Source organism: Ferrimonas senticii DSM 18821, from assembly GCF_000422665.1.
Lineage (GTDB): Bacteria > Pseudomonadota > Gammaproteobacteria > Enterobacterales > Shewanellaceae > Ferrimonas > Ferrimonas senticii.
Map to the genome: position 1 here is coordinate 143421 of NZ_AUGM01000011.1, position 16503 is coordinate 159923.

7 protein-coding genes are annotated in these 16503 nt (G+C 57.3%); all 7 read right to left on the reverse strand.

What is annotated here, in order from left to right; translation table 11 throughout:
* Positions 1–15 precede the first annotated feature (15 nt).
* Entirely contained in the window at positions 16–1971 is a 1956-nt protein-coding gene (locus tag G506_RS0108550) for a bifunctional diguanylate cyclase/phosphodiesterase (RefSeq protein WP_028116501.1), read from the reverse strand.
* Positions 1968–2672, reverse strand: a complete 705-nt coding sequence (locus G506_RS19285; protein WP_051202007.1) for a transglutaminase-like cysteine peptidase — start codon at positions 2670–2672, stop codon at positions 1968–1970. The genes G506_RS0108550 and G506_RS19285 overlap by 4 nt, the downstream gene beginning before the upstream one ends.
* A gap of 24 nt (positions 2673–2696) precedes the next feature.
* On the reverse strand, positions 2697–3302 hold the full coding sequence (locus tag G506_RS0108560) for an OmpA family protein (protein ID WP_051202010.1): 606 nt from the start codon (positions 3300–3302) through the stop codon (positions 2697–2699).
* Positions 3303–3312: 10 nt separating this feature from the next.
* The gene (locus tag G506_RS0108565) at positions 3313–4671 is read right to left on the reverse strand and encodes a TolC family outer membrane protein (protein WP_028116503.1); all 1359 of its coding nucleotides are present in this window, start codon (positions 4669–4671) and stop codon (positions 3313–3315) included.
* Between the two features lie 29 nt (positions 4672–4700).
* Positions 4701–6047: an HlyD family type I secretion periplasmic adaptor subunit gene (locus tag G506_RS19290; protein ID WP_051202008.1), complete on the reverse strand. Its 1347-nt coding sequence runs from the start codon at positions 6045–6047 to the stop codon at positions 4701–4703.
* Positions 6044–8239: a type I secretion system permease/ATPase gene (locus G506_RS19295; RefSeq protein WP_035387171.1), complete on the reverse strand. Its 2196-nt coding sequence runs from the start codon at positions 8237–8239 to the stop codon at positions 6044–6046. The genes G506_RS19290 and G506_RS19295 overlap by 4 nt, the downstream gene beginning before the upstream one ends.
* Before the next feature lie 10 nt (positions 8240–8249).
* Positions 8250–16503 (reverse strand): Ig-like domain-containing protein (locus G506_RS0108580; RefSeq protein WP_028116504.1); only part of this gene is annotated, 8254 nt, incomplete at its 5' end.

Here is a 16503-nt window from a genome sequence, read left to right on the forward strand (position 1 = left end):
TTCAGTTTTTAGTGCTTAGGTTGTCGCCGAGGACGCGTCTTCAGACTGTGGCTGTACTGTCGCCATCTCGAACGGCTCTGGCGGGGCGATAAAGCCTTGATAACCTGCGAGCGGCACCTCCTGCCAGCGTGGTAACTGCGCCGTGTGTTCGACGCCGGTCAGGTAAACCTCAATCTCCAATCCCGATGCGGTTAAACATAACGCTTGTGCCAAAGTGTGGCTGCTGTCGCTGGCGCTACAGACAAAGCTGAGATCAAGCCGCAGGTAGTCAGGCCGCAGTTGCGACAGGTAATCCAGTGAGGTTAGCTCGCGGCCAAAGTGGTCGATGCCGCAGCGATAACCCGCCTCGGCCAACTGCCGTCGCAGGGTCAGCAGGGCATCGCTGCAATGCAGTGCCGCCGCCTCGCTGACCTCAAATTGCACTGGGTAGTGTTGGCCGCGCAGTTGGCTTAACAGCCATTGACCAAAGCTCGGTTGATTGACCGCCGCCGCACTGAGGTTCAGGGCATAGGGCAGTTGGCCATTAGGGGCGTTGGCCAACTGTGCCAATACCGTGCGGATCACCAGTTGATCAAAGGCGATGGTGGCATCGGTCAGTTGCAAATAAGGCAAAAATTGCTCGGCTCGATACTCTTGCCCGGCGTGGTCTAAGCGGGTGAATAGCTCATAGTGGACACAGTGATGCGTGCCTTGCGCCAGCACCGGTTGCCGATACAGCCGCAGTAACGGCGCCAAATCTCCGCTCAATAGCGTTCGCCATTGATGATGCGATAACGGTTCCTCTGTCAGTTCGGCAAACCAGCACAGTGGGCTGTGTTGCTGTTGCGCTTGGGTGAGCGCTTGATCGGCGTCGGCCAGCAGTTGTTGCCGTTGATGTTGCGGTTGGCGACTGACGGCACCAATGGCGCTGGGCTTCGGCTTGGCCAGACCACAGCTTTGCTCGAGTTGCTGCAGCTGGCTAACCAGATCGTCGGCCAGCAGTTGTTGGCCGTGGCTGCCGATGTTTTCTGCCAGAACCGCCAATTCGTGATAGTTGATCCGAAACAGGGTGACGTGGTGCTGCTTGGCTAGTGGCCGCAACTGTCGCACAAACTGCTGCAGCAGTTCATCCCTAAGCTGATAACCAAATTGCTGTTTTAATTGCTGTAACAGTGGCAGTTGCAGTAACAGCAGCGCCCCAGTGCCGTGACTATCAAGCCAACTGTCGAGCCGTTGATTAAGGTGCTGGCGGTTCGGTAGGCCGCTGATGGCATCGGTCAACAACTGCTGTTGCAACTGGCTGACCAGTTGCTGGTGATCGAGAAACTGCTGCTGCAGTTTACGTTCCATCTGATTCAGCGAGGCAACTAACTCGGCTAACTCTTTCGCCTTGGGTTGGATCGCTGGGGCTTCAAATTGGCGCGCGGCAATCTTACCGGCGCGTACTCGGATCTGCTCCAGTGGTCGCAGCAAGTGGCGCAGCCACCACTTGGCTAAGGTCAGCATCAGTAGCAGCATCGCACTGGTGATCAGCAAGGTGATCCACAGCGAACTCCAGATCTGTTGATAGGCTAAGCCGCGATGACTGGTGACGGTTAGCTCACCCAGTTGCAGCCAGCCGCTGACGATGGTGCTGGTTTGGCTGCGCGGCTGAAACAGCGGCAATTGTTGGAACCATTGCGGCACCGAATCTTGCCCCGCTGGCCGTTGCCATTGCTGCTGTTCGCCATCCGCTAGCCAATGCAGGGTGATGCTTTGGTATAGCCCGGTTTCAAACAGCGCGGTGATCATCGTCTGCGCCGCCACCTTGTCGGCCTGCTCCATCGCTGGTTGCAACATTAAGGTTAGGGCTTGGCTGCTGTTGTTAAGCTCCGATTGCATCTGCGCGTCGATAAACTGGCGTGCTTCGCGCAGTTGGCCGAGGCTTAGGCCCAGAACCACCAAACCGAATACCAAAAAAATCAGTGATGATAGCTGTTTATACAGAGTCATGGGGTGGCTCCTAGCCCAGAAGGGAGCGGCCGCATCTGGCCGAGTTGACGTCGTTGTTGGAATTGTTGCCAGAGGTTGAGCGGGGGCGTGTCCTGCAGCCGCTGCGAACCGCTACCGCGCCATAACTGTTGGCCGCTGAAGCTAAAAATCGGGGTCAGATCCGGTCGCTGGCTGGCGGGCAGCAGTTGACCATTAAGGTTGTCCAGCAACAGTGGTTCCGCGCTGGGGCTGGCGTACCATGCCAGCACCATATGGTGCTGATTGAGCGTCTCGGCTTTGACGTACACCAGTCGTAACTGCTCAGCAGGGATCCCCAGTTGTTGTAGGGTGACAAGCTTCGCTAAGGCGAAATCTTCGCAGTCGCCGCCGCCACGGCCGATAAATTCCAGCGGCGTGGCCCAATAGTTACTTTGCTGCCACAGCAGACTGTCGTCGTGGAATTGATACTGGTTGAGATGCTGATTGACCGCCTGCAGCTGCTGCCGCGTTGGTTGCTGCTGTTGGTCGCGAACCAGTTGCTGCCAGTGGCGATAACGGATCGCGGCCGCCTCGCCATAGTATTGCAGCAAGCGCTCCTGCTGCGCCGGCTGCCATTCCGGCTGACTTAGCCAAGATTGCGGTGACAGTTGTGCCAAGGCACCGACCAACAGGCCGGTGCCACTGCAGTAAGCCAACCAAAGCGCAACGATACGGCGGTTCACGCTTAATCTCGGTATCAGGCTGGCTTATTTGCCGACGGTCCAGACGTTCCAGCGCATCGATGCGGCGCTGTCTTTGGTGGCCATCTCGGCCACCACCCGCCGGTTGCGACTGTGGGCGAGGGCATCGTTGGCCGGATCAATAGGGCGATCAAAGCCATAGCCAACGGCACTAATCCGATCGGCTTCGATGCCAAACTGGTCGATTAGCACCTGCTTAACCGCATTGGCGCGGCGATCCGACAGCTTTAGGTTGAGCTCGCGGCTGCCAACGTTGCTGGAATGACCCTCGATGGTGACGGTACTGCCGGGGTATTGGTTCATAAACTCGGCAACGGCCTCGATCTCTGGATAGAAGCGGCTGTTGATTTCGCTGCTGTTGTTAGGAAACAGCACATTGAGTTTTTTGCGGGCGGTGAACTGGCTGACGTCGCCACAGCCGACGTTGTTGACGGTGGCACCGGGCAGGGTGCCGACGCAATCTTCTCGCGCCAAGATCACCCCGTCGCCATCGCTATCAGATAGATCATTGGCTTGCGTGGTGGTTTGCCAGTCGACTAAGCCGTTGCTGCTGCAACCGCTGATAAGTGCTGCCACGGCCAGCGCGAGCCCCAGTTTATGGTAAGTGTTCATGGTCATCATCCTATTGATAGTCGCGCTCGGCCTGCCATTGCGGCGGGCGGGTGATCCGCAGTGAATCCAGCAAACGGCCGCTGGCGTTCAGTACCCGATAGGCGGCCAGTAGCTGATCCATCTCGGTACGAATGTAATCCTGACGGGCTTGGAACAATTCGTTTTCGGTATCCAGCAGATCCAGCAAACTGCGCTGGCCTAGGCGGAACTGTTCACTGTAGGCCAGTTGCGCCTGTTTGGCGGCTTCAACGTGTTGGCGGATAAACTGTTGCTGCAGTGACAGTTGCTGGTAGGCGCTCCACGACAGTTTCATCCCTTCGGTGACTTGGCGGTAGGCCTGTTCTTGAATCGACTTGGCGCTGCCAAGTTGGTAGGCGGCACTGCGTTCACGGGCTTTGGTGGTGCCACCGGCAAACAGGTTATAGCGCACCTCTAGCATCGCGCTGGCGTCATTGTAGTGGCCGTCGCTGTTACTGATCTCATTGCCCCAACTGCCATCCAAGCGCAGCTCCAAGGTGGGGTAGTAATCGGATTTGGCGACATCCCGTTGATGTTCGGCGGCGATCACATCGAAGCGGCTGGTTTTCAGTACCGGGTGATCGGCGGTGCTGCTGAGCGCCTCTTCTAAGTTTTGCGGCAGCATATCGAAATCGGGCATCGGGATGGTCAGATCAGCTGGCGCCAGATCGATCACCGTGCGGTATTGGCTTTCGGCGTCCAGCAGATTGTTGTAGGCGGCGATCTTATTGGCGTTGGCGCGGGCCAAGCGGCCACTGCTTTGAGCTAAGTCGGCGCTGGATCCCAAACCCGAATCGCTGCGCTGTTTGATCTTGTCGTGCACCTGTTGGTGATTGGCGAGGTTGTGCTCGGCCAACTCATACTGCTGCTGGGCGGCCAGCAAACCGATGTAACGGGCAACGGCGTTAAGGGCGATGTCTTCGGCGGTGCTTAGCAGGGTCCACTGTTCGGCGGCGGCTTCGGCGCCTAAGCGATCGACTTCACCGTTGGTTTTAAAGCCATCGAAGAGCAGTTGCGACAAACTGATGCCGGACTGCATTGGGTTGTGTTCCAGATCGTGATCCGCTGGTTGTTGCTTGCGGCCTGAGGGGATGTCGGCCCAGTCGTAGCCGCCACGGGCGTACAGATCGATCTGCGGCAGATAGCCGCCACGGGCGGCGTTGACCTGCTCTTCGCTGGATTTAAAGCGGTTGAAGCTCAGACGGATCTGCGGGTTGCTATCAAGGGTGTGCGCCACCGCTTGCTCTAGGGTGCTGGCCTGCGCGGCGCCAGTAAAGGCCAAGCCACTGAGGGCGAGACTGGTTACAACAGTGCTAAGGCGCAGGGCCGTTAGCCGGGTAAACCGTTTCATACTGCTTCCATCCTTTGAAGTTTTTAAAGTTATCGTTCCCGAAGGGCGCTCTCTTTGGCCCGCAGCAGCGGGGTGAGTAGATACGCCAAAATGGTTTTTTCGCCGGTCAGCACGTCAACGCTGGTGATCATCCCAGGGATGATTGGCAGTGGCTTGTCGCCGTCGCCAAGGCGATTGCTGTCGGTGCGAATGCGCACCACGTAAAAGGGGTTGCCCTCTTCATCGCTGATGGTGTCAGCGCTGATGTGTTCAACGGTGCCACTAAGGCCGCCGTAGCGGGTAAAATCGTAGGCGCTGATCTTGACGGTGGCGGGCAAACCGGGGCGCAAAAAGGCGATGTCTTTTGGCAAAATTTTGGCTTCAATCAACAACTGATCTTCGCTGGGGACGATCTCCAGCAGCGGTTCGCCGGGCTGAACCACACCGCCAATGGTGTTGATGTTGAGTGACTTGACGGTACCGGCCACCGGCGACAGCAGCAGCGTGCGGTCGACCTTATCTTGGGCGCCGATGTTGGCCTTATTTAACCGCGCCAGTTGCGCGCTTTGCTCGTTCAGTTCGGCTTGGCTTTCGGCCAAGAAGGTCAAGGCGATCTCGCGCCGCTGCAGTGCCGCTTCATCCCGTTCCAGCAGCAGTGATGGCCGCAGTTGCCGCAGCGCTGCCAGTTCGCCAGCAACGTCGTTGGCTTGCCGCTGCAATTTGATCAGCTCCACTTCCGAGACAATGCCGCGCGCTGCCAGCGGTTTGGTGATTTCCAGTTCCCGCTGCACCAACTGCAGGCTGACCCCCAAGGTTTTGGTGCGGGTGGCTAACTCTTTCAGTTCGTTTTCTTTTTTGCTGATTGCTTGGGCTTGGATCTGCAATTGGTTTTGCAGTTGCTCGAGTCGATGCTGGTAGTCGGCACGTTGCTGTTCGGCCAAGGTGCTGGATTGTTCCAACAGCGCTGGCGCGAACGCCAGTGGCAGCGGTTTGATGGTCAGTTGTTGCGGGCCAACGTTGACGCTGCCCAGTTGCGCTTGCAAGCGTTCGACCGAGAATGCCAGACTCAAGGCTTCTTGCTCGCGCTGGGCCAGATCCGAGGCAAAGCGGGTGGCGTCGATCCGCAGCAAAGCGCTACCGGCGTCGACCTGCATCCCTTCGCGCACCAAGATCTGTTCAACCACCCCGCCATCGACGCTTTGGATCACCTGCACCTGCGACGATGGCACCACCTTGCCAGCCCCGCGGGTAACCTCGTCGATGGTGCTGATCCCCGCCCATAGCAGGAAGCTAAACACCAGTGCAGCCAGCAGCCAGATCAGTTGCCTATGATAGATCGGCGGCTGCGCCAGCAGTTGCTCGTCCCAGTGGTAACGGTTGGCGTTTAAATCGTTCATGCGCTGGCCTCGCCGCTGTTTTGCTGTAACCGCTGCAGCACTTGCTGGCGCGGCCCCACCGCCACCAGCCGGCCGCGTTCCAGGATCATCAGCTGATCGGCCAGTTCCATCAGCGCTTGTTTATGGGTGACTAACACCAGGGTTTTATCGCGCGGCAGTTGCTTGATGGTCCGAATAAACTGCAGTTCGGCACGGGCATCGAGGCTGGCGGTTGGTTCATCCAGTAGCAGTACCGGTGGATCGGTCAACAGCGCCCGCGCCAGCGCGACCGCTTGCCGCTGGCCGGCCGAGAGCGCTAACCCCGCTTCGCCGACTTGACGGTTTAAGCCTTCGCTATCAAGGTTGGTAAATAGGCCAACGCCACTGCGCTCGACTGCTAGTTTCAGTTGCGCTTCGCTGATGTGGCGGCAGCCAAGGGTGATGTTGTCGGCGATAGTGCCGCGAAACAGTTTGATCTCTTGCGGCACGTAGCCGATCTGCTGCCGTAGCGCGCCACTGTGCAGTTGCTTGATTTCATGGTTATCCAGTCGCAGGCCGCCGTGGTCGCTGCGCAGCAGCCCGAGCAAGGCTTTAACCAGAGTGGATTTACCAGAGCCATTGCGACCGATGATCGCCAGTCGTTGTCCCGCCGCTAGGGTAAAGTTGAGATCCCGCAGCGCCGGTTGTGCTTGGCCGGGGTAGCTGAATTGCCAGTTATCGGCGCTTATGTTGCCTTGCAGACGGCCAAGATCGGGGTAGTGCTTATGGCTGGCGCTCTCTTGCGGCAGCTGCATCAATTGGTCCAACTGCTCTAGGGTGGCTTTGACGTTATGGGCGCGGCTAAGCAGGTTGATCAGTTGGCTCATTGGGCTGATGGCGCGGCTGCCTAAGATCACCGCAGCAATAATCCCACCCATGGAGATCACTCCCGCTTCGACGCAGTACACCCCAAGTACCACGGTGATCACCGAACATAACTGGACGATAAACGAGGCGCTGTTGCTGGCGATGTTGGTCAGCCGCCGACTGCGCATCTGCCAGTCGGCGTTGTGGGCTTGCAGCTGCTCCCAAGTGTGTTGCACCGCGCCTTCAGCGCCGCTGGTTTTGATGGTTTCCAGCGCCATCAGCGATTCATACAGATGGTTATGGCGCAGATCGGCGAAGCGCTGGGCTTGCTGCGCGGCCGCCGCCATCTGCCGCTGCAGCGCGGCGGTGATGACAATCATCAAGCCGATGGCGATCAGCGCTGGCCACACTAACGGCCCGCCGACATAACCGATGATCAGCAAAAACAGCAGTGAAAAGGGCAGATCCACCAAGGTGACGATGGTGGTCGAGGCGATAAATTCACGGACGCTGTCAAAATCGCTGAACTTGCGTGCCAGCGCGCCGGTCGCCCCAGGTTTGTGCTGCAATTGCAGCCCCATGATCTTGGCAAACAAGGTGCGTGATACCGCCAGATCGGTTTGCTTACCGGCGTAATCGATCAAGCTGGCTCGTACTTGCTTGAGGGCAAAATCAAACAGATAGGCCAGCCCGGCACCGACTGCCAACACCCACAAGGAGTCGTAGGCCAGATTGGGGACGATGCGATCGTAGACGTTCATAATGAACAGCGGCGACACCAGCGCAAACAGGTTGATCAACAACGACCCTAGGATGATGTCGCGATACAGCGGTGCGGTACGGCGCAACGGTCCCCAGAACCAGTGTTGTGATGGCGGCGGTTGTTGCTCCGGCTGATCTAGCAGCGCCAGTTTCGGTTTGACCGCAATCAGATGCCCCAAATACTGCTGCTCTAGCCGAGTGCGTGACCACTCGATTTGACCGTGAGTTAACGGATCGAGCAGGGTGGCGCGTTCATGGTTGAGTGCCAACAGCACCACTGGCGGGTCATCCGCTAGGGCGATTAAACAGGGCAGCGCCGGCGCGGATAGTTGGCTTAATGGTAGGCTCAGCGAGCGACAGGCTAGCCCCGCACGCTCAGCGGCTTGGGAAAAGTGGGATAACGGCAGATCGCCGCCGGGCAGCGGTAAACCGGCGGTTATGGCGCTGCGATTTACGCGTTGTTCAAAAAACTGCGCCAACCACAGCAGATTCTCCAGCAGTGGTGAATCTGCGCTGGTGTTGGCTTGCGCTGCAGGCGTCGCAGCCGCTTCTTGGGGAAGCCCAGAAGCGGATTCGGTAACGCTGCGTGCGAGGCTATCTGTCATCCCTTACATCCTATGGCAGATAAGTGTCATCAGGCCGCTGCGGTGCCACTTGCAGGGCTGCACCAGCATTGGCATTTTGGCTGTCGAGATCGCTGTCGAACACCAAGGCGCCATCGTTGACCAGCTCATCCAAGCTGCTGTCGACCCCTTCCAGCACAATGGTTAACGTATCGCCGTTGCTGCCACTGCCATCGGTATCGACGCGGATGGTGGTGTCGCTGCCATCGCTGCTGACGCTCAGATAGTCGCCGATGGTGGCGTTGGTTTCGCCAATCAACAGCTGCGACAGATCCAACTTATCGAACTGTTCCAAGTCCTTAATGATATCGGTACTGCCATCGGCATCGCCTTGATGCCAGACAAAGGTATCTTTGCCGACGCCGCCACTAAGCAGATCATTGCCAAGGCCACCGATGATGGTGTCGTCACCCTCTTGGCCGTAGACGATGTCATCCCCAGCACCAGCATCGATGCGATCATCACCGCCACTGCGAACGTTGCCAGTGACCGAAACGTTTTCTTGTGCCAACTGAGGATGGTTAGCGCGGAGGTAATCGAGGCTGTCGGTGCGAGTCCAATCGCGGTCGGCATCGTTTTCCAAATCGAGCAACACCTTCCAGCCCGAGCCTGCCGGGTAGTGCGCCGGATTGAGTCCCAGCGCTTGCACTAGCGCATCGGTATTGGGACTGTCGCCAAAGATGATGTCGTTGCCATCGTTGCCGCTGATCTGATCTTTACCCAGCGAGGCCAACTGCTGATCCAAGATCGACCCCAGCGCCTGCTTAAGATCGGCGCTGTCTTGCAATAACAGTGCATTGTTGCCGCTGTCGATGAAGTTCATTAGTTCACTGGCGGTCAGTTCACCATTGCCATCAACATCGCCAACTAGGTTGTCACCGCTGGCAAGAATGCTGTCGGCATCGACGCCGATGGAGATCGCTTGCAAGCTGCTGACCAGCGTTTTCAGTTGCGCCAGTTCATCGCTGCCGTCAGCGCCAACCAATTCACCCCAAGCGGTGGCACTGGCGCTGCCATATTGATAGTTACCGTCGCTGTCGATGTAGGCGTTGGGCTGGCCATCGGTGATAAAGATGGCGTGGTTTTCGGTGATGGCATCAGCTGGATTGCTGCTCAGCCAGGCGTTGGCGTCGGCGAATGCCGCCTCGTAGTTAGTCCAACCGGTATTGGTGGCGCCATCAGAGGTGTTGTCCATCGCATTGACGTAGGCTTTGGCCGCCGCCAGTTGCGCCGGATCGGCGAGATCAAATTCGGTGGCAGCGCCGTTGGGGTTATTCACGCGGCTGTCGAAGTCGATCAGTTTGATGGTGACGTTGCCGTCGTGCGCGGCCATATCATCGATCATCGCCAATAGCGCCTCTTGGATGTCGGCCAGTTGCTGATCATCCAGTGAACCGGAGCTGTCGATCATCACCGCGTAGTGGTAGTTCAGCGGCACCTCGACAGGGGTTGAGCCGCCGGCATCACCAATCAGTACGTCGTCATTACCGCCGCCGGTTAAGATGTCGTCGTCATTGCTGCCAACGCGATTGTTGCCGATAACGCTGATCTCGGCGGTGGCGGTGCTGGTGGCGCCATGCTCGTCGGTGATGCTGTACTCAAAGCGTTCGGTGACCACTTGACCGGCGCTCAGATCATCGTAGATCCCCAGCGAGTCAAAGCTAAAGGTGCCATCGCTGTTGATGGTAAGTTGTGCGCCACTGTCTAGCGTGATCACTTGGCCGTCGGTTACCGGTTGGCCATTGATGTGGGTCAAACTGAAGCGGTCGCCTTCGGGATCGCTGTCATTGGCCAAGAGGCCATTGTTGGCATCGTCGATCTGCAACCGGCCATTGGCATCGGTGATCAGGGCTCCATCGCCGAGGTTGGCGCCAGTGGCGCTGATCGCTGTCAACAGATAGTCGGAGGAATCACCGCCGTCGTCGTTGCCGTTGCGATTTTCGGTGGCTTCGAACACTAGGGTGTCAAACACGATGTCGCCGGTATCAATGGTGTAGCTGCCGGAGGTGGCACCGTTTTCGGTAAAGAACACCTCAGTGGCGACTAACTCCCCTTGGTAATAGGCTTTCCAGACGCCCTGTTCGCCGCCATTTTCATTGGCAAACAGGCGAGCAACGGAGAATTCAACTTGGCTAACCAGCTCGTTGAATTCGATCTTAATCCCTTCGGAACGACCACTGCTGGGATCGTATTCAATCTGATCGTTGATTTGCCCTTGTGGCCGGATGCTGTCGCCAACCCCGATCCCTTGACCGCTGATGGTGCTGAACTCACCGACGATCTGTTCACTGCCATCGAAGCTGATGGCGGTCATGGTAAACAGTGGATTGCCATCACTGTCGGTGGGGATGGTCGCGCCATTGCTAAAGTCGGCATCGACCTGATACTGGCCTTGGCTGGCTTGATCATCATTGGCGATAACGCTGTTAACCCGGATCGCGACGTTGGCGCTGTCGCCGCCACCGTTGCCGTCGCTGATGGTGTAGTTGAAGCTAACATCACCAGCGAAACCGGGATCTGGGGTAAAGGTCATGTTGCCATCGGCATCGATGTTGATGGTGCCGTTGCTGATGGCAATGGTTTGTTCTGCGCCGGTGACGGCGATGCCATTGATGTAGCTGAAGGTTAGGGACGAGCCCTCTGGATCGTTGTCGTTGCTTAGTAAATCTAGGGCGATGGAGCCGTTTTCATTGACTTGGTAACGGTCATCGACCGCATCGGGGCTGTCATTACTGCCGTTGATGGTGATGTTGAGTTTGGCGCTGGCACCGGTATTGGTGGTGTAAGTGATTGCTGGCACGGTGCCATCCCAACCGGCTTGCGGCTCGAACGCGTAGGCGCCGGAAGCGGCGATGGTAATTACGCCGATACCGACGATGGTGATGCTGTTACCGGCGCTGACCGTCTGGCCGTTAACGCTAAAGTTGTTGACCGTGAGCGGCGTGTCTTCATCGCGGTCATTGCTGAGCACATTGCCGGTCAGAGTTTGATTCTCTTGGCCGCTGTCGTTGTCATCAAGCAACTGTGATGGATCGTCAACGGGGGTGACCGTTGGCGTTGCACTAACCGCAGTGCCATTGTCGCTGCCATCATTTGGCGTCAGGGTGAACTGTGGCAGTGGCTGACCTTGGTTAATCAGGTCAACCCCAGCTTGAGTCAGCACCACATTGCCGCTGTCATCCAAGGCGTAGTGGGTGGTGTCGCTAAGGGTAACGGTAACGTCGTCGCCATCGGCATCGAAGGTGCTGTAGCTAACCACCACATCACCGGCGGCGGCGCCGCTGTCTTCGGTAAATTCGGCAACGTCGCCCAAACTGATGGTCGGCACGTCATTGATTGGCTCAACGACCACCGTCACCTGGGCGCTATCGCTGCCGCCGTTACCATCACTGACCTGATAACTGATGGTGGCGCTGCCATTGAAGTTCGCTGCCGGGGTAAACAACAACTTGCCATCGACGATGGCGACGGTGCCTTGCTCTGGCGGTACCGTGGCGGCGGTGATGGTTAAGCTGTCGTTGTCGGCATCGTTGTCGTTGGCCAGTACGTCGATGGTGACGGCGCTGTCTTCGTCGGTGTTGATGTTGTCGTCCTGGGCGATGGGGGCATCGTTAACGGCGGCAACGGTGATGTTAAGCGTGGCGCTTTGGCCGGTATTGGTGGTGTAGGTGATGCTTGGAACCGTGCCGTTAAAGTCGGTCGCGGGCTCAAAGCGGTAACTGCCGTCACTGTCGATGGTGATGGTGCCGATCCCATCGATGCTGGCGCTGGCGCCGGCGTCGTAGCGCAACCCCCCGACTTCAAAGCTAACCACATTGAGCGCGGCGTCATCTTGCTCGTCGTTGTTGAGCACATTGCCGTTGAGGGGAGTCTCTTCATTGGTGCTGGCGCTGTCGTCGTTGATAACCGCATCGGCATTATCCGCTTTAACCGTAACGACGACCGTCGCGGTACTGCTGGCGCCATCGGCATCGGTGACGGTGTAGCTGATGCTGGTGGTGCCATTGAAATCGGCATTAGGGGTAAAGCTTAAGGTGCCATCGTCGTTGATGGTAACGCTGCCATCGGGGCTACTGGCGGCGGTGATGCTAAAGCTGTCATCATCGAAATCATTGCTAAGTACATCAATGATAACGCTACGGTCTTCCTCGGTGCTGGCGCTGTCGTCGAAGGCAAATGGTGCCGGGTTGCTGATGGTCCAAGTAAAGGTTTGCTCGGTGGTAAGACCGTCGGCATCGGTGGCGGTAATGGTGACCTCAAAGCTGCCGGTGGATGAAGCATCATTGGCGATCTGGCCACTGATAACGCCGCTGTCGGGATCAATCGTCAGACCATCCGGCAAGCCGTCGGCGGTGAAGCGCAGCGCACTTTCCAGATCGTCAAAGTTGGCGCTGATATCAACGCTGATGTCCTCATGATCTAGGCTATCTCTGTCAATTAAGCTTTCGCTTATCGGCGCATCATTAACCGCGTCGATGGTGATATCCAGCGTCGCCGTATCGCCAGTGTTGGTGGTATAGCTGATCGGCGGCACCTCGCCGTTCCAGTTGGCAACGGGGATAAAGGTGTAACTGCCATTGGCGTTTAAGGTGAATTCACCCATGCCGTCAATGGTGATGCTGTCACCGGCGGCATGGACCGTGCTGTCGCCGCCGATGGTAAAGCTATCGACCAGCAACAGGGTGTCGACGTCGCTGTCATTGCTGAGCACGTTGCCGTCGACGGTAGTGTCTTCTTGGCCGCTGATGCTGTCGTTGCTCAGTTCGGCTGGGTCATCGACCGCATTAATGGTGATATTCAGCGTTGATGACATGCCAGTATTGGTGAAGTAGAGCACCTGCGGCACGGTGCCATTCCAGTTTTCAACTGGAGTAAAGGTATAGCCACCATCGGCGTTGATGGTGATCTCGCCGATGCCATCTAGGATGGCGGTGTCACCGGCGCCATAGCTGTCGCCACCGATGTTAAAGCCAACCACCGCGAGGTCGTTGTCCACATCGTTATCGTTGGCCAATACGTTGCCGCTGACGCTGTGGTCCTCATCGGCGTTGCCCAGATCAGAGCGCAAGTCGGAGGGATCGTCCACCGGAGTGACATTGACGCTGACGGTCGCGCTGGCCTCATCTCCGTTTTCATCGCGAATGGTGTACTCGATGGTTGCCGAGCCAAAATAGTTGGCCGCAGGCGTAAATAGCAAGGTACCGTTAGGGAGTACGGTAACGCTACCAATGGCGGGATCAACGCTGGCCGAGATGACGGTCAGTGTGTCGCCATCGGGGTGACTGTCGTTGTCCAGCACCTTGATGGTGACCTCGGTCTCTTCCGTGGTTTGAGCGCTGTCATCGGTGGCAACTGGGGCGTCATCCACTGGGGTGATGGTGATGGTGACCGAGCCGCTGTCGCTTAGTTCGCCATCGGAGATGACGTAATCGAATGTGGCTTCACCTACGTAGTTTTGCGCCGGTTTAAAGCTGATGCTGCCATCGGCGGCCACAATCACACTGCCGCTGCCATCCTTAAGGTCAATGGTTTGGGCATTGCCGGTCAGTGCGGTGCCATCAATGTGGGTGATGATCAGTAGGTCACCGTCAATATCGCCATCGTTGCCGGTTAGATCGAGGCTAAGTTCGCCATCTTCGGCAACGGTAAGATCGTCGTCATTGGCGTTGGGTGCGTCATTCACTGCGGTGATGTCGATAGCCAATGTGGCACTGTCACCGGTGTTGGTGGTGTAGGTAACCGTTGGTACCACACCGTTCCAGTTGGCGTCGGGGACAAATTCAAAGCTGCCGTTGGCGTTTAGGCTAAAGGTACCGATGCCGGGGATAGGGACTTCGTCGCCGGGGAGGTATTCGGTGGCATCATTGCCAATGGTGAATTTAGCTACTCGAAGTGTGCTATCAACGTCGCTGTCGTTAGCGAGCACGTTGCCGGTAACCACGCTGTCTTCAGCGCCACTGAACTGGTCGTCAGTAAGCTCAGCGGCATCATCGACTGGGGTAACGCTGATGCTGGTGCCGCCACTCTCGGTGGTGGTGCCATCAAACACCTCATAGCTAAAGTCGCCGACTTCATCGCTGCCGTTGTAGTCAGCCGGTGCTTGATACAACAAGCCTTCGAGTTGTTCGGCGCTGAGCACTTGGCCTGCCACCACTGGGGTACCGTCTGCCAACGTAATGGTGCCAATAGTCGGTAAGCCAGTGACGGTGATGGTGAGGTTATCGCCATCAATGTCAGTTGGGGCGGTTAGGCCAAGTGGGGTGCTACCGCTATCCTCATCGACGTTGATGCTGTTGTTGTCGGCATTAGGCGCGTCATTGACCGGATTGACGGTTACCGTAACGGTGGCGCTATCGGTGGCACCTTCACGATCTTCAACGGTGTAACTGATGGTTGCTGTGCCATTGAAGTTGGCATTAGGGGTGAAGGTTAGGGTGCCATCGTCGTTGATGACCACAGTCCCATCAGCGCTGCTGGCGCTGATAACCGTCGGTTGATCCTTAAAGTCGATGTCAAAATCATTGCTGAGGACATCAATGATGACGCTGGTATCTTCGTCTGTGCTGGCCAGATCATCTTCGGCGACAGGCGCGTCATTGCTGGCGCGGATCCCGATACCCAAAATCGCCTCGGTACCGGTGTTGGTTACGTAGCTAATTGCAGGGACTAAACCGGTCCAATTTTCGGCGGGCTCAAAGGTAAAGTCGCCGTTCGCCACAATGGTGATGGTGCCTACGCCGGCGATCTCGATACTTTCACCGGGCAGGGCACTGCCATTGATGCCGTCGACACTGAAACTGGCAATGCTGAGGGTGTCATCGATATCGCTGTCGTTGGCTAGCACATTGCCATTAAGCATTTGATCTTCTGTGCCTTCGACAAAGTCGTTGACGGCATCAGTTGGGTCATCAACGGCGGTGATGTCGATAGCCAGTGTGGCACTGTCACCGGTGTTGGTGGTGTAGGTTACCGTAGGCACCGCCCCGTTCCAGTTGGCGTCGGGGACAAATTCAAAGCTGCCGTTGGCGTTTAGGCTAAAGGTACCGATGCCGGGGATAGGGACTTCGTCGCCGGGGAGGTATTCGGTGGCATCATTGCCAATGGTGAACTTAGCCACTTGCAGTGTGCTATCAACGTCGCTGTCGTTAGCGAGCACGTTGCCGGTAACGGTGCTGTCTTCAGCGCCGCTGAACTGGTCGTCAATAAGCTCGGCGGCGTCATCGACTGGGGTAACGCTGATGCTGGTGCTACCGCTCACGGTGGTGGTGCCATCAAACACCTCATAGCCAAAGCCACCAACGGCATCGCTGCCGTTGTAGTCAGCCGGTGCTTGATACAACAAGCCTTCGAGTTGCTCGGCGCTGAGCACTTGGCCAGTCACCACTGGGGTGCCGTCGGCCAGCGTAATGGTGCCAATAGTCGGTAGACCGGTAACAGTGATGGTGAGGCTGTCGTTCTCTTCATCAGTCGGAGCGGTGAGGCCAAGGTTGGTGGCGCCGCTCTCTTCCAAGACGCTGATGTTGCTGCTACTGACTTCCGGTGCATCATTGCTGGCGGTAACTTGTGGAGCCGCCTGTTGGGCTTCGCCACTGTCTTGGCCATCACTTGGGGTTAGGGTGAAAGGGGGCAGCTCTTGGCCGGAATTGACTAAGTTCAGTCCTGCTTGGGTCAGTACCACGTTGCCATTGCCATCGAGGGCATAGTGGGTGGTGTCACTTAACGTGACGGTAACCGTATCGCCCTCTTCGTCGCTGGTAATGTATGTGGCAACGATATCACCAACGTCAGCGCCGTTGTCTTCGATGAAATTATTGACGGTGGTAATCGTTAGTTCGGGGGCGTCGTTGGCTGGGCTCACCGTTGGCTCGACCATCACCGGTCGGCCATCTTGCTCTCCGTCGTTGGGGATCAGCAAAAATGGCGGCAGCTCTTGGCCTTGATTGACCAGATCGGCACCGGCTTGGGTTAATACCACATTGCCGTTGTTATCGAGCGCGTAATAGGTGCCATCAGTGAGGAAGACGATCACTTTATCGCCGTCGGCATCAAAGGTGGTGTAACTGGCGACCACATCGCCAGCTGCAACGCCGCTGTCTTCGGTGAAGCTGCTGACGCTGACAAGGTTGAGCTCCGGGGCATCGTTCAGAGGTTTAACGGTGACGGTGGCGGTGGCGCTGCTGGTACCGCCATTGCCATCGCTGATGCTGTAATCAAAGCTAACGCTGCCGTTGTAGTCGGCATCGGGA

Excerpts from the sequence above, each read along its gene's own strand:
- G506_RS0108550 (WP_028116501.1), bottom strand. The coding sequence starts at position 1,971 with ATGACTCTGTATAAACAGCTATCATCACTGATTTTTTTGGTATTCGGT.
- G506_RS0108560 (WP_051202010.1), bottom strand. The coding sequence starts at position 3,302 with ATGAACACTTACCATAAACTGGGGCTCGCGCTGGCCGTGGCAGCACTT.
- G506_RS0108565 (WP_028116503.1), bottom strand. The coding sequence starts at position 4,671 with ATGAAACGGTTTACCCGGCTAACGGCCCTGCGCCTTAGCACTGTTGTA.
- G506_RS19290 (WP_051202008.1), bottom strand. The coding sequence starts at position 6,047 with ATGAACGATTTAAACGCCAACCGTTACCACTGGGACGAGCAACTGCTG.
- G506_RS19295 (WP_035387171.1), bottom strand. The coding sequence starts at position 8,239 with ATGACAGATAGCCTCGCACGCAGCGTTACCGAATCCGCTTCTGGGCTT.